The following is a 20622-nucleotide window of genomic DNA, read 5'->3' on the forward strand; positions in this document are numbered from 1 at the left end:
TAGCCCTTTATAAACATTGATATATCAACAATTTAATTTTCTTTATAATTTTGTATCCGTTTACAATCTCGTTCTGAAAATACTAGCTAATTGATGGATTTTCTAGATAATTCATCATCTAAATATATATGTTCTAAAGGCAAACGTATGCTCAATTTCAACTAAAGAAGGAGGGCTCTGAAATAGAGCTCTCCTTCTCCGTTAATTAGACTCAGTCATCCTTGTTTTAATAGAAGCTATCTTATAAGCGCGTTCTAGCGCGCCTTCAAATCCGTAACAATCCTAATGCTTTTTATTATCATGCTCTTGCCTGTTTGTAACTCGATGTATATGCAACGTTAAGTATATTTTTTCTTCTGAGGGTATTTGAAATTTATAGCTCGAAGCAATGTAAGATGCAATCTTTTCACTACACTGAAATGCCATTTCATATTTGTTTTTTACTTGCTCATATAAGAAATCATCCGAGCTATCTTGAGACCTCTCTTGACGTATAAATCGAAGAGCAAAGAAACGTAAATGCGTAAGGAATCGCTCATAACTCACTGAGCTCTCGTCTAAATCCATACTGTAGTGGTATTTCACAATATTTAAGATGTTATTCACCATTTGGGTTACTTGTACAGCGGCAGCCATGTTTTCACCAGATATCTGGCTATTCACCAAGTGTAAAGCAATGGAACCGGCTTCGTCTTCTCCTAATCGAATACCAATTTCCTCTTCAATAATGCCTAGGGCTTTTTGGGCGACTTGAAACTCTACTTTATAAAATTTTCTAATCTCCCAGATCAAAGCATTTTTCAAATCAATGCCTTGTTTGTGGCGACTAATTGCAAAACTAAGGTGATCGGTCAAAGCAACGTACAAATAGTCATCCAATTTATAGCTGAGCTGGGTTTTGGCATAGTCGATAATACGATAGGATAAATCCAAATAAATTTCAGGAGTATCACGAAGTAGCTCTGCTAATTTTTCCGAAATCCCGAAGTTTTCTAAGACAAAGGTTTTTTCAACTTTAGACGCATCTATTTCTTCGCCTACTTTCTTTTGAAAGGCTAACCCTCTACCCATGACAACTATTTCTTTATCCCCTTTTTCTGTCATCACAACATTGTTATTCAATATTTTTTTAATTTCCAATCTGACTCAGCCCTTATAACAGAATTTTAATCGGTATTTTGAAAAAAGAAAATAAAAAACCCAAACTCACCCTATAAAATACCAAAGAAGGATTTTATAGAACAAATTTAGGTTTTGCCTGCCGTACAGTAACAATCCATAAAATTATAATATTTTTTGGAAGCGATTACTTTATTTTTACCACGCTTTTTAAAGCCTGTCAATGACTGCTCATATATTGTTCATTAACCGATAATTTAATTCGGTTACCAGATGGGTCCTCAAGGAAGACAACTCCACCTTCATTTTCAGAAGGGAGCCCTTGCCTCATAGCCGCGGGCCATCACTGTTTAATCTAATTAGATACATAGAAACAAAAAACAAGAGGCGTTCTAAATGGTCCCCACCTATCAATCACTTATCATACTTAGCCATTTTCTAGCTTCTTTTGTAATTCCTTCATAATCCCCGTTAGAAATGAAGTCCTTCTTCAAAAGAGAACCACCTGCTCCTACAGCAACTGCACCTGCATCTAAATAAGCCTTTGCTGTTTCACGTGTAATACCACCTGTACACATGATCGGTATATCTTGCAGAGGACCTTTCACATCTTTAACAAACTCCGGTCCCAACACAGATGCTGGAAATACCTTCACCATTGGTGCACCACATTGTGTAGCCTTCACCATCTCACTCGGAGTAAAAACACCAGGAATCATCGGAACGTCTTGACTAGCCGCGTATCGAACAACTTCCTCATCCAAAATAGGAGAGACCACAAACTGCGCACCTGCATCAATCGCACGCCGACAATCCTCTTTTGTCACAACCGTACCAGCTCCTACAATGATCTGATCTCCAAAGTTCCCCTTCGCTTCTTGGATCATTAGCTCAGCGCCTTCGGACTCCATCGTTATTTCGATGGACCGAATTCCCCCATCCACTAGCGCTTGAATAATGGAAGCGCTTTTTTCATATGGCATTTTCCTTAGCACCGGAATAATTGGCACTTCCGTAAGCACCGCCACATCCATGATCATTCCCCCATTCCCCATTTTAATCATCTGTACCGACTATTTTGTTAATCTCCCCTTCATTATACCGGTCTCAACATAATAATCCAATCTACGCTAAAACAGAACAGCCAATTAACTTTAATCATAATTTAATGGACATAACCTACTATATCTACTAATTGCCACCAGGGGAGTTTTTTGAAATTTCTTTTCGATCCGCAGCCGTAGGCGGTTCTTCCAACCAGTTCTTTTCAATCGTTAGGTTCATTCCATCATTCGAGTATTTTACTATTTCCGCTGTAAGAAGGGCAAATTGAGCATGTAAACCATGACGCATAATTTTGGAAACAGCGTAATTTGAAATACCAATGCCGTTCGCAAGGGATGTATGATAAAGCATTAATTTATCTGAAAAAGGTGGTGTTGTAGAATCCGTAACATAAGCATCCATAGTAGATGGTACAGGCAAATTTTCACTTAAAAGAAATTTTCCTAGTTCTTTAATTTGTCTATCTGCTACTTGTGCTCCTTGCTGGAAATACTTCCTTAATTTATCCGATGAGGCGACTTGACTAAATCCTAACATCATCGCTTTACCCACTATATTTGTGTTGATATTGACCTGTAAATGTTTAATCTCCAACCCAGTTAATGGACGACTTTTTCCAGCAATCATTGAAATAAACGATTTCTTCTCAACAAAATCCACTTTCTTAGGATAAGGTATAGAGGGAGCAGTGATATTCATTCCCTTCCCTTTCAATAAATGAAGTCCCTTTTCGAATATTATGACTGAGTCATTCAAACACATTTTAAAATACTCAATAATATCTTGTCTGGATGCACTCGAAAGTTCGCTTCCATAAGTTACTAATGCAGATCTAGCCATTTCAGTTGTGTAAAATACAACAAAAATATCACTAAACAGTCGGGGGGCATCTTTCCTAATATCTTGCTGTCCAAAACCTACTGGCACAGGTATATTTTCTTTCGTGAAAATCTCTTTCAACATATCTAAATGTTTTCTTGAAGTTGCTAAGGCGAATTCAAGAAATCTTTTTACTTCATCATCTTGAACCACTTGTAGATGATGTTCAAAGACACAAGCAAATAAGGAATCCCCAAGGTAACTCGCAAATAAGTCACCTAGTTCAGATGAAACTAACTTTTGATTTTTATTGGATTCTACAAGGTCCACACGGGGAAGCACTAGAACAAATTGCGTTAGAAGGTAGCAACACCCTCCGCATTAAAAACGTAATCGAACATATCATAAATAACTACGAAAAACCCTTTAGAATAGAAGATATAGCGAATATGAGTGCAACTTCGCTTCACCGGCATTTTAAAGAGGTAACTGCTATGAGCCCGATTCAGTTTCAAAAACAATTGAGATTGCAGGAAGCTAGGCGTTTGATATTAGCTCAGTCATCACTGTAGCTGATGTTGCATTCAAGATGGGCTACGAAAGCCAATCGCAATTCAGTCAAGAATATTCTCGCATGTTCGGTTTTTCACCTAGAGTGGATATAAATCGACGGAGAGAAAACTACATTTAAATCAACAAAGTTTATGATTAAACAGAACACGGACGATGCTTTAGTTAGATATATTTTAAGGATTTGAAGAAGAATCAAATTAAATGTCATTTCATTATGGTAAATCAACACTATTATTTAACAGCGCCAAGTCTTTATTAAAAGCAATTTCCATTCAAAAAGTAAAGTAGCCTAAATCAAAATGCGATTTAGGCTACTTTTATTTCTCCACGGTTACGAAGAAATTATTTAAACGAACGATTTTTACAACTTATAAATTGTCTAAAAATACCCGTATAACGTCTATCCCTCCGATAAACGTACCAATAGAACTCCCCAGATTGGATAGTGTCACAATCAATAAAAAACGGGTCACTTTATTCCCCCAGAACCCTTTCACACTATAAACGTCTTCCGATAATGTTTCAAAATCACTAACATTAGGGCGACGATAATAAGCCTGTACAATTCCAGCAAACCATCCTGACGCGATTAACGGATTTAATGACGTAATCGGAGCTGCTACAAATGCAGTTAATATAGCCAGCGGATGACCCAATGCGATAATCGCACCTATCGCGGAAAACGAACCATTCCATAGAACCCAACTAATTGTTTGTTGAAGACCCGCCGATGGGTTTGCCCAAAATGTGTAGGCAATGATCAGCAATATTAGAACAGGAATAGACCACCCAATAATCTTCGGTACTTTCGATCGCGGCGGAACTTTTGTAATAACGTTTAGGTCTTGTTCCTTATGAATTTCTTCCTTAATACCCGGAACATGGGCTGCCCCGACTACAGCAACTACCTTTTCTCCTGGTGCCTCTTTTATTTTTTGAGCTAAATATTGATCTCGCTCATCAATTAGTGGGGTTTTTAAACGCGGAAAATGCACCGTAAATTCATGAAGCATGGCATCCAGCATGTCCTGAGATTTTAAGCGCTCTAGCTCATCTTCCGAAATCGTTTCTTTGCTAAAAATACTAAATATAATTTCCATTAGAAGTTTCGCTTTTCCCCACATACCGACACTATGCCAAATACGGGAAAACGTAACTTGAATATTTCGATCAGCCAAGACAAGATTCGCTCCTAATTCCTTTGCTGACTCGATCCCTTGAATCATCTCCTGACCTGCATTAATCCCAAATTGCTTGGCCATTCTTTTCTGAAAGGAAGATATAGCTAGATTCATGAGTAGAAGCGTAGCTTTTCTTTCTTTTATGACTTTAAAAATGTCCATATCCTTCCACTTGTTGCCTTCCGTGATGGATTGATACCTTTGCTCATCCAATTCCACGCAGACCGAATCGGGTTGTTCCAATTCTATGACTTCCTTAACCTGTTCCGCACTATGTTTAGATACGTGCGCAGTACCAATCAAAATAACTTGTTTCTCGCCCAAGTCTATTCTCGTTATGTTTTCTTCTGACATATCTACCTTCCTTTTGAGCCTTCGTCATGCTCTACTGCTTTTCTTCTTATTATAGAATGAATCACTCTATAATGGGAACATCTTATATATTTTATGAGGATTGTTCTTTTTTTACGTTTTCTAACCACTTCCAAGTTAAAGCTTCCACCCGTTTTACTTCATGTTCAAGACTAGAAGACTCCAGATGATGGGACATCGTTAGAACGACACTCTCGATTAGAAAGTGTCGTGGATTTTCCTTACCTAACTCTTCCTCTAAGAACTGCAAATATTCAAGAGTATTTGTCCCCTTTATTTTATTCATTTTACGAACAGTATCCTGGATCAAGGAAACTAACTGCTGTTTCAAACTAGAGCTATCAACTTGATCTAAATTGTTATAGATTAACCAGCTTCGATCAAAAAATGGAGTCATGGAGGAGTGGTCCCCTTGTATAATAAACCGTAATTGTGATAATGCATATTGAATCACTTTTTCTACCTTTACTTCTTTCTCCGCTCCCATGGACCACACATGAATCAGTTGATGGATCATACCTATTAGCAGGGTTGCATAATCTAAACAAAACCGGTCATCCTTTAACGGATAAACTTCTACTATTCTTCTAGATATCCAATCCAACTCCGTACCATGTTGATTTTTGACATAGCCTTGGAATTCCTTATCTATAGATATAGAGGCAGCTTGAAAAAGTCCAAACAGCCTGTACTGACGATTCATATTTATCCTAACTGCAAGTTGTTCCGCAAAAACTTGTTCGTCGGTTTTAGGCTTTCCATAAGCAAGCTCTGCCCGCTTTTGATCCCCCTCTTCCTTTACATAATCTAAGATTGCTATCAGACACTCCGATTTGGAGGAAAAATAATTGTAGAATGTACCTTTTGCCACTCCCGCTTTATCCAAAACTTCTTGGATGGACGTGTTAACAAACCCTTTTTCAGTAAACAAGTAATGTGCTGCATCGATAATTTGTTTCTTCCTAGCATTCATCGCAATTCCCCTTCACTAGAACGTAAGTCTATTTCTATTTTAGAATGAAAGCCCTTATTTATCAAACCTTTATTAAAACTTAATGAAATTAATGTTGATTTTTTTAGACCATCAGTATAGAATACTTTAAGTACTTACCATTAATTATTAAGAAAGAGGGAATGAGACATTATGTCTACACAACATTCGATTCCTGAAAAACCACCATATGCGATGATATCCATCTTGTTTATTGGTGCATTTGTAGCGATCTTAAATGAAACGTTATTAAATATAGCTTTACCTTCCATTATGAGTGATTTCAAGGTTGAACCTACTGCTGTGCAATGGTTATCTACTGGGTATATGCTAGTAAACGGTATTTTAATCCCTGCTAGCGCATTTTTTATTCAACGCTTTACCAACAAAAACTTGTTTATCACGGCAATGGCTTTATTTACAGCCGGTACGTTACTTGCTAGTTTAGCACCGTCCTTTTCTGTTCTTTTAGCAGCTAGAATGATTCAAGCATCAGGCTCAGCTATCATGATGCCTTTGCTCATGAATGTCATGCTTACCGCTTTCCCCGTGGAAAAACGTGGTGCAGCCATGGGTACATTTGGTTTGGTTATGATCACAGCTCCTGCACTAGGACCGACGTTATCCGGTTGGATTGTTGAACATTATGACTGGAGAATGCTGTTTGATATCGTCTTACCTTTTGCTGTTCTTACATTGATTCTGTCGATTTTCAAATTAAAAAACGTTACGCCTCAACGAGCTATTCGCTTAGATGTGCTTTCCCTTATTCTTTCCAGTATCGGTTTTGGCGGCCTTCTTTACGGATTTAGCTTTGCGGGAGATAAAGGATGGGATGACCCACAAGTCTATGGAACAATTATTGCTGGAGTAATTGCTCTTGTATGGTTCGTCCTACGTCAACTCCAAATGGATGATCCAATGTTGGAATTCCGCATTTATAAACACCCGATGTTCGCTTTATCGTCTGCGATTTCGATCGTAATTTCGATTGCGATGTTCTCTGGAATGATCTTAATGCCTATCTATGTCCAAACGATTCGTGGTATTGATCCATTTGAATCAGGTTTATTAATGCTTCCAGGTGCCATTTTAATGGGGATTATGTCTCCGATTACTGGTCGTTTATTTGATAAATTTGGTGCAAGAATATTGGCGGTTATCGGATTAGTGATTACAATCATTACGACGTATTTGTTTAGTGAACTTAGCATGACAACCACATACACAAACTTAGTTGTCCTATATTCTTTACGTATGTTCGGTATGTCGATGGTGATGATGCCTGTTATGACAAATGGTTTGAATGCTTTACCTATGCATCAGAATCCACACGGTACAGCTATGAACAATACGCTACAACAAGTATCTGGAGCAATTGGCTCTGCCCTTCTTATTACCGTGATGAACAACCGCACAGAGGCACGTGCCGAAGAACTAGCAGCTGATGCCATGGCAAATGCCGGGGCAACGCAACTAACTCCGGAAGCAGCAGCGGCTATGCAACAAGAAATTACCAATCAAGCTATGTTAAATGGAATTAACTTCTCGTTCTTCGTGTCCATGTTTATTGCAGCAGTTGCGCTTGCTTTAGCATTTTTCATTAAACGTCCAAAACATTTACCTGAGACCCCAGAGGAAAATGCTTCAACAGTTGCATCACATGTAGTAACTGAGTAATATTTATATGTAACATTTCAAAATACTGTATAAGGCTATCCAAAAGAAAAAGGACTTCCATGGATAGCCTTTATTTTAAAAGACCTCATTATAACCCACATTTTTCATCCACTTATTTATGCCATAAGTAAAGCATTTGCAACACCAAATAGCGATATAGTATATTAAAGTTCACATTTGTTCTAAATTGGAGTTCAAAAGAGAGAAAAAATGATTTTTCGGGCTTTTTGAATATCCTTTTAAAGGAGGCATTACATGGAAGGACACACTTCAGTAACATCCTTAATTGTCGTATTAGTTGCTGCATTCCTTACACCGATTTTACTGAAAAAATTACGACTAAATATAATCCCGGTAGTTGTCGCGGAAATCATCATCGGGTTAATTATAGGTAAAAGTGGATTTGACATCGTATCCCCAGATCCATGGATAGATATATTATCAACACTCGGTTTTATCTTTTTAATGTTTTTAAGCGGGGTAGAAATTGATTTCTCCATTTTCTCCAATAAAAAGAAAAAGGCGAAATTACCAAACGGAAAACTAGAGCCTAATGGGTTTCTCGTTTCCTCTGTGATTTTTTTATTTATTTTAATTCTTTCCTACGCTATCTCACTAGCCCTTCAACTCATGGGCTTTGTAGAAAATGCCTTTTTCATGACACTTGTCATTTCAACTATTTCTCTAGGAGTTGTCGTACCAACTCTAAAAGAAGTAGAGATTATGAAGACAGGAATTGGACAAATCATATTACTTATTTCGGTTATCGCCGATCTTGTAACCATGATCCTACTAGCTGTATTCGTTTCTTTTTATGAATCAGAAGGGAACACATGGCTTCTTCTATTGCTTTTCTTAGCTGGGGTACTTCTATACTTTGTCGGAAAGTACTTCCAAAAGAAGCAATCTTTTTTCGAAGCATTATCGACCGGAACCATTCAAATTGGTACCCGCGCTATCTTTACTTTATTGATGGTGTTAGTAGGACTTTCTGAATCACTCGGCGCCGAGAATATTTTAGGTGCCTTCTTAGCTGGGGTACTTGTCTCTTTACTATCTCCTAATAAGGAAACGATTCATCAATTAGATTCTTTTGGATATGGATTCTTAATCCCGATTTTCTTCGTAATGGTTGGGGTGGAGTTAGATATTTGGGCATTGTTCGAAGACTCTATGGTCTTTTTGCTAATTCCGTTATTATTTCTCGGACTGTTAATTTCGAAGTTCTTCCCAGTCATGGTGTTACGTAGGTGGTATGATTGGCGAACCGTTGCAGGGGCTGGCTTCCTTCTAACCTCCACGCTATCCCTAGTTGTTGCAGCAGCAAAAGTAGGGGAAAGAATTGGAGTTATTGATAACAGAATGTCGTCCGCTCTTATTTTGTTAGCCATCATCGCTTGTATTATCACACCAATTCTTTTTAAGAAAGTCTTCCCGTTACAGGAAATGGCTACGAAAAAGAAACGCGTAAAAATAGTGGGTGCAAATCAAGTAACTTTACCAATCTCTCAGGAGCTTGATAAGAGCCACTATGAAGTCTGTCTATTTCACGTTAAGAAAAATGGAATTGATTTAGACGAAGCTGCATCTGATTTTGATGTTCGTCACATTGGTAGTTTTACAGAGGATGAACTGCTGAAACAAAGTGTTTTTGATACAGATATATTAGTCGTTACGACAAACGAAGATCAACGAAATTACGATTTAGCTTTATTCGCCCAGGAGCAAGGGGTTGAAACCATTATAAGTAGGATTGAAACACCAGATCTTAGTACCCCTTTAAAAGAAAAAGGTATTAACGTATTCTCTTCCTTCTTCTCGACAAAAGCAATGATGAAAGCGATGATTGAATCGCCACACATTGCAGGAATATTTACAACTACTGAGGAAGGGCTGCAAGAGGTTTCTGTTGGTAATCTTGAGTTTGATGGCATGAAGCTTCGTGACCTTCGTATTCTTGGAAATTCCATTATCGTTCGAATTTTCCGTAATACCGAGTCACTTGTTCCTCATGGGGACACCGAGCTACGGTTAGGAGATCGCTTAATTGTAACTGGTGGTCAGGATAGTATTAGTGATTTACGCGATGCAATGGAATAAAAGATAACAAGGATAGAATCTCTCTGCTTTACATAGGCAGAGGGGTTTTTTTATGGCAAAATTATGTCTATTTCCCAAAATCTCTATACAAGAGAAAATTTATGTTTATAATTAAATTAGAACGATTGTTCTAATTTAAGGAAAGGAGAACCATTATTGTCAAAAAGACGCTATGATAGTGAACAGGTAAAGAAAGAAATCGCCCACCACGCATCGCTCCTTTTTACACAAAAAGGCTATAACCAGACATCCATTTCAGACATTGCTAAAACATCCGGTCACAGTAAAGGACATATCTACTATCACTTCGAAAACAAGGAAAAATTATTTGCTCAGCTTGCTTTGCAGTCCATGGATGATTGGAAACGTAAGTGGGAGATACAACAAATGAAACTACAAACAGCAGAAGACAAATTGCACGGCATAGCCCAATTCGTCCTACATAACTATCAATCACCCCTTCTAAGAGCTGGTCAAGAATTGGGTGCCCACCCGAATACAAGTCCAGAAACACTACAAGCTATCATGCAAGTCGCCGTTATCCCCATGAATGCATATCGTTCTATTTTTCAAGAAGGTATAAGACAAGGTGAGTTTTTGCCCGGAAACGTAGAAGAATGGACCACTCTTTTAGGAACATGGCTCGGAGGATTGTGTCAATTGACAGAGAGTCAAGAAGCCCATACTTTAGAGTCTCTGTTCGAGCAAGCTATTACCATTTTTATAACTTCCATAAAAACCAAATAGGGAGGAATTCTAAATGAAAGTGGCATTGATTGGAGATAGTATAACAGAAGGACGACCAGGAGTTGCATTTGCACCATTACTGGAACAACGGTTTTCGGACATAACGTTTGTCAACCTAGGTAAGCCTGGAGAAACGGTAACAAGCTTATACAATCGATTAGAAAAGATGGAACTAGAAGACTATGATATTACTTTCCTATGGATTGGTGTAAATGACATATTCACTAAACTGCTCCGTGTTCAAGCACAGCCAGTCTGTACCGACCTCGATGAATTTTCACATATGTATCAACAAGCAACCACCCTTCTTTTACCTAAATCTAAAAAGCTCGTACTGGTTTCACCTGCATTAGTAGGCGAACAAGTGAATAGTGAAGAAAATGAGACCGTACAACAAATGGCGTTAGTCATAGAAAAACTCGCTACCCAAAGCAACCAAGTTTTCTTCCTACCTATGCACCTAGTTTTTCGCGATCGAATCGGTACATCTCAAACCTCATCCTTTATCAACATAAAAGTTGGGAGTATGATCTGGGAAGCACTTTTTTATAAGAAAGCAGCGAAGGTAGATCGTCTCTCTAAGAAAAGAGGGTTACAACTGACTATAGATGGTGTACACCTAAATAGTGTTGGGGCTCAACTTGCTGCAGATACCTTTGAACAGAAGCTTCATTCCCTTTTAAGTGAGGACGAGTGAAGATGGATAAGAAGATTGCGATTGTAACTGGTGGGGCATCTGGTATTGGAAAAGCAATATGCAAGGAGCTCAGCTCTCAGCAGGTTCATGTTTATTTGGCGGATATTAATGCAGGGGACGGAAAGAGAGTGGAAAGAGATTTAGGAGATCTTGCTACATTTGTACATTTAGATGTAACCGATGCTGCTCAAGTGACACAGACATATTACGACATCTACAATAAGCATGGTAGACTAGATTATGTTTTTAATAATGCAGGAATCGCCATGTATGGAGAGCTTCATCATATGACACTGGACCAATGGAAGGATATTATGGATATTAATGTCTGGGGAGTAATTCACGGAACACAAGCTGCCTATGACATTATGAAAAAGCAAGGTCATGGTTATCTTGTAAATACAGCATCAGCAGCAGGATTAGGTCCGGGACCCATCACTTCCGCTTATGCCACATCAAAGCATGCTATCGTTGGCCTAACTACATCCTTACATTATGAGGCAGAAGCATATGGAATTCATGTCAGTACTCTTTGTCCTGCGTTTGTCGATACACCAATATTTGAACGTGCCCATGCCATTCAAATTGATAAAAATCACATCCTTAACCAGCTTAAAAATCAAAAGCTTATGTCTCCAGAAACGATAGCTAAGAAAGCAATTACTGGCGTTCATAAGAACAAGGTCATCGTGAGCTCTATTCCGCTTCGAAGGCCATTGGATATATTCTTTATCCTGTTTCCACCCGCCCACCGCGCACTTATGCGGATGGTATGTAAGGTGAGTCGAAATGCTAACACTAGATAAGAGGAAGTAGAGGGAGGAAGCTCCACTCCCTCTACAACGCAACTAATATAAGATCAACTTATTAAAGCGGAGACTACTTCTCAACGTTATATTCAAGGTATCCCTTTGCGCACCTTGGGAAACGTTCTTCTTTTTTAAATGTAATAAGAATTGGATCCGTATCCTCGCCAATTCCAACAAGGACAGATTGATCGTCTGGGCAGTACACAACCGTATGAAGCGTTCCAAAGAATTGGTCATAGTCTCTGGAAAATAGAGGAGATGCATGGTGATTGAGAAGGCGGAAAGCTTCTTCTAATGGAGGGTCATATTGTCTGAAATCCTCCAAAGCAATAATTCTTTGTTGAGAGCCCGTAATGTTCGTTCGATTTTTAGCTTTTAAGTTGTTGGATTGAAAATGATTCGTACAAGCAAGTGTTTCTCCGCGTCTGATTGCTACATGATCTGGAGCTGCCTCTACGACACCTTTTTCCCCCATCTTATCGAGTATTGAAAAATTATAGCAGTATCCATGGGGAACCTTTCGTAATAAATCTATTGCTTCGGCCGTTGTCGCACATTGGTCTAGCACCATTCGGACTAAGGTGGGAGCTAAGAATCCTTTCTTGGAAGGAACATCATTTACAAAATGAAGGCCAACCACTAATCCCTTTTCATTCATGCCATCAAGGCGTCCTACTAGCTGATGACTGAATCCTACGCTAGCAAACCCGTTCTCGGGCTTCATTATCACAAGCCTTCCGTCATATAAGTCTGGACTGAAATCATAGTTTCGTGCATAGAAAGAATTGTGAATAAATGCTGAACACCCCATCTCCGGAAAAGGCATATCGTATCCACTAAAAATTTGAACTCCTTGTTGTAGGCTCATGTCTAATTGATCTGCTAACCCTGTTATCTCTTCTACTAAAAAAGGAGCATAAGTCCCTAATAAATGAATGGCCTCCGACGCATCGGAATGTCTAGCCATAGATTTATACCAGTCCATTTGCTGTTCAAACAAGCTCCATTGTCCTTGGTTTGCTTGTGCTTTCCCAATCTGTTTATAACTGCCTTCCAACCTGACAATCGGTACAACTAATTCTTTTTTCATACCTAGTTCTCCTCTCCATTGATTTGAAAGACCGGCAGCACAATGTCTAAATCCTGCCATCCGTCGCCATGATACCATTCATATATAGAACCAGCTGGATACCATTCATTCTGCCAGGCATATTGCATGAGCTGTTCATACCCTTCCTTTATATCCTGAATTGGTTTTTCAAACGTTATAAGGATACAACTTTGAGCTGGCATTTGTTCAAGGAAAGCATCCACTGGTAAAGGCTTTGAGGAGAATTTTATAACAGCAAATCCGATCTTCGCTTGTACTGTTTCCATTCCTGAGAGATAGGTAAGATAACCATCTCCTACCTCAAAACCACACTCTTCTAACTGTTCTCGTCTTCTTGTAAAAGCATCCTTAAATTGTCCAACTTCCGCTTCTTCCTTAAACCAAATAATGGATTCGGAAGTTCTTTCTATTAAGTAAAACATCTTGTTGTATCTTGAACTTTCTAAATACTTTATCCCTACATCTAGTGTGCTCCTTTTAACCTTTAGTTCCTTTGTCCATTTTGTCAGAAGTTCATGTCGGGTTTTTGTATTAGAGCTCATGTACCTATGAATGTCTTCAATCGAGATATCTGCTGTCCTTAAACTCGCAATCCACTTGGCCGTTTCCACTTGTTCCTCTTCATAGTATCGATATCGGTTGTTCCCTCTTCTTTTCACCTTTAGAAGACCTTTTTGTTCGTAAAAACGAAGCGTGCTTTTTGGTATTCCTGTTCGGTTTGAAAACACTTGAATAGACATATCACCCGCCAATTATTTGCCCCCTTCCTTTCCCTATAGCATAAACCTTCAAGTTACTTTAAGGTCAAGAATTATTTATATTAATTTGCTATAATGAATCAACTATTCTTAGGGAAGGTGATAGTAAGTGATATTAGAAGCAGCTATTTTACATATTGAACCAGGTAGTGAAAAGGAGTATGAAGAAGCTTTTCGCCAAGCATCTCCTCTCATTACCTCTCAAAAAGGATACATCTCCCATCAGTTGCAGCGTTGTTTAGAGGAAGAAGGGAAATACTTACTTCTCGTCGAATGGGAAACCGTAGAGGACCATACAAATGGGTTTAGACAATCTGAAGAATATCAACAGTGGAAAGCTTTATTGCATCCCTTTTATGAGCCCTTCCCTGTAGTCGAACACTTTGAAAGAGTGCTGTAGGGTAAAAGGAGGTTTACTTTGGATATACAAAACATTGGCCATTATTGTCCTACGGATGCGGATGGATTTATTGAGAAAGATGCGGATTTAAGCAAAATTGATGATAGGTATCTTCCCGTTATTGAAGAAGTGAAGAAAGTTTATATAAGCCACCTCGGCAGTGAGATTCATAGTCTCTACATTAGAGGATCCGTACCGAGGGAACTTGGAATTCCCCAAGTGTCGGATCTAGATACGATTGCCATTACCACTCGACCTGTTGAGGAGCTAGATCTAGCTTGGAAGACTGCCGAAGGTCAAAGGTTAAAAGAGAAATTCCCATTTGTAACAGGTGTAGAATTTGGATTCTATCAACTGGATGATATCTTAAAGCGGTTAGATCACTTTTCGATGATTCCTTTTATCCTTAAGACTCATAGCGTTTGCATTCATGGGGAAGATATTACAAAAGGACTTCCATCGTATCGTGCCGATAAAAGCCTAGGAAATGAGCATCTTTTTCATTTAAAAACAGAGATTGGAACTGCCAAAGAAGACTTAGTGAACAATGAAGGTCCAGAGGATATTTTAGATTGCTGTAGTTGGATTATGAAAAAGATAGTACGGGCTGGATTAGCGCTAGTTATCGAGGAAGAGCATCTCTACACGAGAGACTTGTATCCGGCCTACCGGCTTTTTGCTGAGCATTTTCCGAAGAAAGAATCGGAAATGAAGCAAGCACTTGTTTATGCTATTTCTCCTATAGAGGATATCGATGAACTGATTTCGTTTCTTTCTTCTTTTGGGGCTTGGATGGCTGGAGAAGCTGACGGGTGGCTTCGCATCCATAACCCTCACAAGCTAGAGAACTTAAGGCTGTACCAGAAAGAGGATGTCTAGTACTTTTAGACAATCTATGACTTATATCACTTACTGCTTTTTCGTTGCCCTGTACATTTAAAGTAAAAGGAAAGGTGAGTTGACCCTTAAGTGAAGATAAACGTGGAATCAAAAGACACGAATCCTTATATCCCCTATCCCACCACCATCACCATGCCTTGTTTTTAGCACTAAAGCTTAAGCGTTCTGGCACAGAGAAGGCGGTGCTTGCTGACAATCTTTTGAAAAATGAATTAATCTGGTTCTGGGAGAATAGCGGACAACAACATTTTCGTGATGAAGAAGAAATCCTTCTTCCGCATTATGCGATTTACGGGCTCGCTAGATCGTGAGGAAATTCGGGAAATGCTCCTTGAGCACGTGCAGATTAGATCCCTTATTTTCCAAATAGAAAAATTCGATCCTAATTCAGCATTGTTTCAAGAGCTTGGTGAGTTGTTAGAGAAGCATATACGAAAAGAAGAAAGAGTAATTTTTCCTTTTATTGAGGAAGCTTTGCCTGATGATATGCTAGAAGATTTGGCGCCTTTACTAAAATAGGGCTACGTTTCTAGGGGAGAATCGTAATTGGATTCTTCCTTTTTTACGAAAGCACGTATAGAGTAGAAATCCTCATTGCGGTCAAGCTTGATTTTATTTGTTGATAGGAAAAAATAAGCCAGCAAGGAGCTAAGTCCTTGCTGACTGCATCAGATATCAGGAATGTTACGATAATAATGGAGATACGTTACCTTCTGTCTCAACAATGCTGTTTGGATTTAAAGTGATTACAGGCTCACTAGCCGTAATGCTTCTTTTTTCATCTAAAGCCTCAACATCGAATTGCTCGGAGTTTGTAACGATCATCGGTGTCGTAACCAAGTATCCTGCTGACTGAATTCCTTCTATATCAAATTCTAGAAGAAGTTGACCTTGCTTTACTTGGTCGCCTTTTTCAATGTGAGCGGAAAAGAATTTTCCTTCCAATTGAACCGTGTCCATTCCAACATGGATAAGAACTTCCGCTCCGTTGTCTGTTGTGATACCAATCGCATGCTTTGTTGGAAACAATGCAGATACGGTTCCAGAAACAGGCGCGTAGAGCTTCCCTTCCGATGGTTCAATGGCAATTCCTTTTCCTAGTGCTCTTGATGCAAATAACTCGTCTTTAATCGTAGATAAAGGTTGTACTTGACCATTTAAAGGACTAACTACTACTTCTGATTCTTTTACTGTGCCTTCAAGAGGCTTTTTTTTTTCTGTTTCTTTTGGCTCTACACCTTCATTGTTTTTGCCCATTCCGAATAGGTACGTAAGCACGAAACCTAGGATGAAAGCAAGCGTTATGGAAATAATGGAGCCCCAGAATGCCATATCTAATCCGTTAGGCCCGATGTTAGAAGGGATACCGAAGATTCCTAACCCACCAACCATATACACTTTTGTACCGAATATTCCTAGTGTTGCTCCACCAATACCTGCTGCGATACAACTCATAATGAATGGACGTTTTTTCGGTAAGGTAATACCGTAGATTGCTGGTTCTGTAACCCCGAATATACCAGAGATGAATGCTGGGATACTAAGGGTTTTAATTTTTTGGTCTCTCGTTTTTAACCATACACCAAGCACGGCTCCAATTTGTGCAAAGGATGCTGCAAAGACCATTGCTAGAACTGGGTCAGCACCTTGTGTTGTAAGGTTATTAATTGCAATTGGGATAAGACCCCAGTGAAGACCGAAGATTACAAACACTTGCCAGAAAGCACCTAAGATTGCTCCTGCAATGATTGGGCTTAGGTCATACACCCAAATCGTACCTGCTCCGATTAAAGAACCTGCCCATGTTGCAATTGGTCCAATTACGATGAATGTGATTGGTACTACAACTAAAAGAGTTAAGAATGGTACTAAAAATGTTTTTACTACATCTGGAATTGTTTTTCTGAAAAAGCTTTCCACTTTAGAAGCAAAGAATGCTGCTAAAATGATTGGAATAACAGATGATGAATACGTCATTAGAATAACTGGAATTCCTAAAAATTCAATGAACACTGGTGATTGGAACATTGTACCTGAGAATAGCGTATAAAGTGGTTCACCTGCTGTGATTTGAGTTAGCGTTGGATACACTAACGCGCCACCAATGGCCATCCCAATAAACGGACTTCCACCAAACTTCTTAATGGCTGTGTAGCCTAGGAAGATTGGGAAGAAGTAGAATAAAGAATCCCCAACTGCGTTTAAAATTTGATAAGTGCCGGAAGTGTTTGGGTACAATCCTACTGCTACAAATAGTGCGTTAAATCCTTTGATCATCCCTGTTGCTGCTAAAACACCTAGTACAGGAGTGAAAATACTTGAGATAATATCAATAAATTTGCTAAATGCGCCTTGATTATCATCGCTTTCGTTATCATCAGATGCTGCTTGGTTAGCGAATCCACCAATTTCTACTACATCCTTATATACATCTGGTACGTGGTTACCAATAACAACTTGGTATTGTCCACCACTCTTCATAACCGTTACAACACCGTCCATGTTTTTCAACACGTCTGTATTTGCTTTGCTTTCGTCTTTCAATTTAAAACGTAAGCGAGTAATGCAGTGTACTACACTGTTAACGTTTTCTTTTCCGCCGACATTTTCAATGATGTCTTTAGCCAATTGCTCATATTTCATGAGTTGACCCTTCCTTCTATTTTTATTTTTTGGCAAATAAAAAACCTGAACCGATATGAACATATGCACACAATAAGTGCGTTCATATCAGCTCAGGTTATGCCCGAATGTGGTAACATTCCTAACTGATGTGTTGAGTATAGCACCACAAGAAACCGTTTACAATACCTTTTTTCAAAATATTTTTTGGCAGTTTATGGGATGTTGACTCAGGTGCCTGTCACGACCCGGTTTTTGTCGAATAGTGAAATTTAATTTTGGTGCCTGCCACAACCCGAGTTTTGTCGATTTGGTCATTTGCTCCATAAAACAGTTTCCGATACATTTTGCAAAAAAGGAGTGATTGTATGGGAAGAAAGAAAAGAGATTGGTTACCAGATTACTTTTACCACATCGTTTGTCGCGGAAATAGAAGAGATGCATTATTTTTATCTGATCAGGACTACTTATCATTATTCCGTATCATGAACTATGTACACGAACGTCAGCCCTTTGAAATAGCGTGTTATTGCCTCATGACGAACCATTTCCACATTCTTCTTCGATCTCATGATCAGCCGATTTCCAAGGTGATGTCCCTAATTAATAAGCGGTATGCGTCCTACTTCAATACCAGGTACAACTTAACTGGTCATGTTTTTGAAGAACGGTTTTACGACAGCATTATCCCCGATCCGATTGCATTATTGAATGTTAGCTCCTACATTCACTTAAACCCCGTTTCTGCAGGTCTGGCAACTAATCCTGCTGATTACAAGTGGTGTAGCTACAGTTACTTTACAAACCAAAGACCTTTTCAGAAACACTACTCATTCCCCTTTTTAAACTTAGAAACCTTGCTCACACCATTTCAAGGGTCACCAAATAACAGAAAAAAATTATACCGGGATCATCTAATGAACTATAAGCTTAAGCATTTTGAACGAAAAACAAGGATAAACGCTTTTAAAAAGAACTAACCCTTTCGTCATTATTCTACAAATATCGAGTGGTGACAGGCACCGATATAGTAAATTGAGACTATAGTTTTTTCTTATTATGGAAATTTAATGTACTTTTTGTCGTATTTTACTTTATAATAGTAAAGCAATACAAAAACAGAGAATTTTTAGATGGGAGGATTTTTTTAAATTAGTAAATCATCAGAGAGGACTGAGAATATTATGCAACATTGTAAAGAATGCGGAGCAACTTTACCACTTGAAGCAAACTTTTGTAAAGAATGTGGCCATGCAATTCATTCAGAGGACTCTGCTCTAACACCAAAGCCACCGTCTAAATCAGTAAACCCTAAAACAAAACTACTACTTATAGTTGGCGCTATACTCCTATGCGTCATATTTGGCGGCTACAAACTAGGGGAATATCTAACTAGTAAAGAACGTCAAATCGCTCAAGTTGAATCTGCTCTGAACGAAAAGGATGATGAAGCTCTAGCGAAATTATTAACATCCACAGACAAAAAGTTAAAAATGAATGAAGAAGCTTTAAAAGGATTTATGAAGTACATCAAGCAAAATCCGGAACAAGTGCCATACATAGTGGAAACATTAAAAGAACAGTCGAAACACTATGATTCCTTGAACGCTCAAACAAAAGAAAACCAAGATTCCGCAGATGAATCTATGATTACTGGACTTATAAACTTAGAGAAAGGCAAGAAGGTCTTATTTTTTGATACTTATAAAATTACAATTAAGCCTGTTTATATGTCCCTTTATACGAACTATCAGGATACTGTTTTAAAGGTTAACGGCAAGGAAGTTGCCCAAGCAGATAAAGCGGAATATTCTAAAACAGTTGGACCATACTTACCAGGTATTTACACCGTAGAGGCGAACTTAAAAAATGACTATGTCACGTTAACTGGTAAACAGGAAGTATTTTTAAGTGGTACAGAAAAACAAGATGTAGATATGTACCTGGAAGGGGAAGAAGTTAACCTTTATTCATACATAGATGGTACGGACTTAAAGGGTAAAGTTCTCCTTAACGGAAAAGAAATAGATACAAATCCATTTAAAAACTCTTCTTTTGGACCAGTTGTAACAGATGGTTCCTTAAGCCTACAAGTACTTGCTGAGATGCCTTGGGGTAAAATGAAGTCGGATGAAATTGTAATTGATAGTTCTGAAGTGGAATTTGACTTAACCCAGGATAAAGACTTCCAACAATCTATTATGGATACTGTTGTTTTACATGCTAAGGAATGGATTGCCGCCTATACAAGTGGGGATACAACCAAGATTACTACAGCCACTCCTGAAAAAATAGAAGAGTATGTAACTGAAATTGAAGATGGTAAAGAAAGTGGGTATCTTTACACTGGTAGTTACTTAGGAACATCGTTTAACCTAGATTCCTTTTATCTATCTAAAAGCTCGGATACCAATCAGTGGGAAGTTGTAGTAGAAGTTACAGAATACTATAACAGTGACCATTATTATAAGGACGATAGTCCACAACCAAGTGAAAATATGTCGGATTTGAGCTACTCCTTAGTCTATGATGAAGATCAAAAGAAATGGCTAGTAGAAGATTATGGCTATAGCTGGGGCTTTAATAGCGAGAATATCCATGAATATAAAGAAGAAAGTCCTACCAAGTACACGTCTACTTGGGCAAAGTGATTTATTTATAACAACAGGAAAGGTATG

The 20622-nt window shown here is 38.6% G+C and carries 18 protein-coding genes and 1 pseudogene; 11 read left to right on the forward strand and 8 right to left on the reverse strand.

The features are described 5' to 3' along the window. Window positions 1-282: 282 nt before the first annotated feature. The 3 genes from licT to KO561_RS18980 all read right to left on the reverse strand — a co-directional run bounded on the left by licT (window position 283) and on the right by KO561_RS18980 (window position 3345). Window positions 283-1140, reverse strand: a complete 858-nt coding sequence (licT, locus tag KO561_RS18970) for a BglG family transcription antiterminator LicT (RefSeq protein ID WP_231094874.1) — start codon at window positions 1138-1140, stop codon at window positions 283-285. A 389-nt stretch (window positions 1141-1529) separates the two neighbouring features. Then, window positions 1530-2153, reverse strand: coding sequence for a bifunctional 4-hydroxy-2-oxoglutarate aldolase/2-dehydro-3-deoxy-phosphogluconate aldolase (locus KO561_RS18975; protein WP_231094875.1), 624 nt, complete (start codon window positions 2151-2153; stop codon window positions 1530-1532). A 157-nt stretch (window positions 2154-2310) separates the two neighbouring features. Continuing rightward, window positions 2311-3345: a DUF3231 family protein gene (locus tag KO561_RS18980; RefSeq protein ID WP_331000812.1), complete on the reverse strand. Its 1035-nt coding sequence runs from the start codon at window positions 3343-3345 to the stop codon at window positions 2311-2313. On the opposite strand from KO561_RS18980, the pseudogene KO561_RS18985 reads away from it, so the two are divergent. Continuing rightward, window positions 3312-3694: pseudogene (locus KO561_RS18985) on the forward strand (helix-turn-helix domain-containing protein); the annotation flags it as partial. The gene KO561_RS18980 and the pseudogene KO561_RS18985 sit on opposite strands and share 34 nt — an antisense overlap. Before the next feature lie 250 nt (window positions 3695-3944). Here KO561_RS18985 and KO561_RS18990 read toward each other — a convergent pair. Further along, entirely contained in the window at window positions 3945-5111 is a 1167-nt protein-coding gene (locus KO561_RS18990; protein WP_231094877.1) for a TraB/GumN family protein, read from the reverse strand. 91 nt (window positions 5112-5202) lie between these two features. Then, window positions 5203-6102 (reverse strand): TetR/AcrR family transcriptional regulator, encoded by a 900-nt coding sequence (locus KO561_RS18995; protein WP_231094878.1) that lies wholly within the window; start codon window positions 6100-6102, stop codon window positions 5203-5205. 171 nt (window positions 6103-6273) lie between these two features. Here KO561_RS18995 and KO561_RS19000 point away from each other — a divergent pair, with 171 nt between their 5' ends. The 5 genes from KO561_RS19000 to KO561_RS19020 all read left to right on the forward strand — a co-directional run bounded on the left by KO561_RS19000 (window position 6274) and on the right by KO561_RS19020 (window position 12150). Next, complete coding sequence (locus KO561_RS19000) at window positions 6274-7800, forward strand: DHA2 family efflux MFS transporter permease subunit (protein ID WP_231094879.1); 1527 nt, start codon at window positions 6274-6276, stop codon at window positions 7798-7800. A 255-nt stretch (window positions 7801-8055) separates the two neighbouring features. Then, on the forward strand, window positions 8056-9900 hold the full coding sequence (locus tag KO561_RS19005; RefSeq protein ID WP_231094880.1) for a monovalent cation:proton antiporter family protein: 1845 nt from the start codon (window positions 8056-8058) through the stop codon (window positions 9898-9900). A 156-nt stretch (window positions 9901-10056) separates the two neighbouring features. Beyond that, window positions 10057-10647: a TetR/AcrR family transcriptional regulator gene (locus KO561_RS19010; protein ID WP_231094881.1), complete on the forward strand. Its 591-nt coding sequence runs from the start codon at window positions 10057-10059 to the stop codon at window positions 10645-10647. A gap of 13 nt (window positions 10648-10660) precedes the next feature. Beyond that, entirely contained in the window at window positions 10661-11344 is a 684-nt protein-coding gene (locus tag KO561_RS19015; protein WP_231094882.1) for an SGNH/GDSL hydrolase family protein, read from the forward strand. 2 nt (window positions 11345-11346) lie between these two features. Beyond that, a complete protein-coding gene (locus KO561_RS19020) occupies window positions 11347-12150 on the forward strand; it encodes an SDR family NAD(P)-dependent oxidoreductase (RefSeq protein WP_231094883.1) in 804 nt (267 codons plus the stop codon). A gap of 73 nt (window positions 12151-12223) precedes the next feature. On the opposite strand, the gene KO561_RS19025 is transcribed toward KO561_RS19020, so the two are convergent. Then, window positions 12224-13243, reverse strand: a complete 1020-nt coding sequence (locus KO561_RS19025; protein ID WP_231094884.1) for a C45 family autoproteolytic acyltransferase/hydrolase — start codon at window positions 13241-13243, stop codon at window positions 12224-12226. A 2-nt stretch (window positions 13244-13245) separates the two neighbouring features. Continuing rightward, window positions 13246-14016, reverse strand: coding sequence for a MerR family transcriptional regulator (locus KO561_RS19030; RefSeq protein ID WP_231094885.1), 771 nt, complete (start codon window positions 14014-14016; stop codon window positions 13246-13248). A gap of 115 nt (window positions 14017-14131) precedes the next feature. Here KO561_RS19030 and KO561_RS19035 point away from each other — a divergent pair, with 115 nt between their 5' ends. The 3 genes from KO561_RS19035 to KO561_RS19045 all read left to right on the forward strand — a co-directional run bounded on the left by KO561_RS19035 (window position 14132) and on the right by KO561_RS19045 (window position 15841). Next, window positions 14132-14422, forward strand: coding sequence for an antibiotic biosynthesis monooxygenase family protein (locus KO561_RS19035; RefSeq protein ID WP_231094886.1), 291 nt, complete (start codon window positions 14132-14134; stop codon window positions 14420-14422). 18 nt (window positions 14423-14440) lie between these two features. Next, the gene (locus KO561_RS19040; RefSeq protein WP_231094887.1) at window positions 14441-15301 is read left to right on the forward strand and encodes a nucleotidyltransferase; all 861 of its coding nucleotides are present in this window, start codon (window positions 14441-14443) and stop codon (window positions 15299-15301) included. 276 nt (window positions 15302-15577) lie between these two features. After that, window positions 15578-15841 (forward strand): hemerythrin domain-containing protein, encoded by a 264-nt coding sequence (locus KO561_RS19045; protein ID WP_231097271.1) that lies wholly within the window; start codon window positions 15578-15580, stop codon window positions 15839-15841. Window positions 15842-16006: 165 nt separating this feature from the next. Here KO561_RS19045 and KO561_RS19050 read toward each other — a convergent pair whose 3' ends face one another. After that, a complete protein-coding gene (locus tag KO561_RS19050) occupies window positions 16007-17965 on the reverse strand; it encodes a beta-glucoside-specific PTS transporter subunit IIABC (RefSeq protein ID WP_231094888.1) in 1959 nt (652 codons plus the stop codon). 347 nt (window positions 17966-18312) lie between these two features. Between KO561_RS19050 and KO561_RS19055 the strand changes: the two genes are divergently transcribed. Next, complete coding sequence (locus KO561_RS19055; RefSeq protein WP_231094889.1) at window positions 18313-18924, forward strand: transposase; 612 nt, start codon at window positions 18313-18315, stop codon at window positions 18922-18924. 204 nt (window positions 18925-19128) lie between these two features. Then, complete coding sequence (locus tag KO561_RS19060) at window positions 19129-20595, forward strand: zinc ribbon domain-containing protein (protein ID WP_231094890.1); 1467 nt, start codon at window positions 19129-19131, stop codon at window positions 20593-20595. Window positions 20596-20622: the final 27 nt, after the last annotated feature.

It is taken from the genome of Radiobacillus kanasensis (assembly GCF_021049245.1).
In the GTDB taxonomy this organism is placed as follows: domain Bacteria; phylum Bacillota; class Bacilli; order Bacillales; family Amphibacillaceae; genus Radiobacillus; species Radiobacillus kanasensis.

Excerpts from the sequence above, each read along its gene's own strand:
- KO561_RS18990 (WP_231094877.1), bottom strand. The coding sequence starts at position 5,111 with ATGTCAGAAGAAAACATAACGAGAATAGACTTGGGCGAGAAACAAGTT.
- KO561_RS19015 (WP_231094882.1), top strand. The coding sequence starts at position 10,661 with ATGAAAGTGGCATTGATTGGAGATAGTATAACAGAAGGACGACCAGGA.
- KO561_RS19020 (WP_231094883.1), top strand. The coding sequence starts at position 11,347 with ATGGATAAGAAGATTGCGATTGTAACTGGTGGGGCATCTGGTATTGGA.
- KO561_RS19055 (WP_231094889.1), top strand. The coding sequence starts at position 18,313 with ATGGGAAGAAAGAAAAGAGATTGGTTACCAGATTACTTTTACCACATC.
- KO561_RS19050 (WP_231094888.1), bottom strand. The coding sequence starts at position 17,965 with ATGAAATATGAGCAATTGGCTAAAGACATCATTGAAAATGTCGGCGGA.
- KO561_RS19060 (WP_231094890.1), top strand. The coding sequence starts at position 19,129 with ATGCAACATTGTAAAGAATGCGGAGCAACTTTACCACTTGAAGCAAAC.
- KO561_RS18975 (WP_231094875.1), bottom strand. The coding sequence starts at position 2,153 with ATGGATGTGGCGGTGCTTACGGAAGTGCCAATTATTCCGGTGCTAAGG.
- KO561_RS19005 (WP_231094880.1), top strand. The coding sequence starts at position 8,056 with ATGGAAGGACACACTTCAGTAACATCCTTAATTGTCGTATTAGTTGCT.
- KO561_RS18995 (WP_231094878.1), bottom strand. The coding sequence starts at position 6,102 with ATGAATGCTAGGAAGAAACAAATTATCGATGCAGCACATTACTTGTTT.
- KO561_RS19000 (WP_231094879.1), top strand. The coding sequence starts at position 6,274 with ATGTCTACACAACATTCGATTCCTGAAAAACCACCATATGCGATGATA.
- KO561_RS19045 (WP_231097271.1), top strand. The coding sequence starts at position 15,578 with ATGAAGAAGAAATCCTTCTTCCGCATTATGCGATTTACGGGCTCGCTA.
- KO561_RS19025 (WP_231094884.1), bottom strand. The coding sequence starts at position 13,243 with ATGAAAAAAGAATTAGTTGTACCGATTGTCAGGTTGGAAGGCAGTTAT.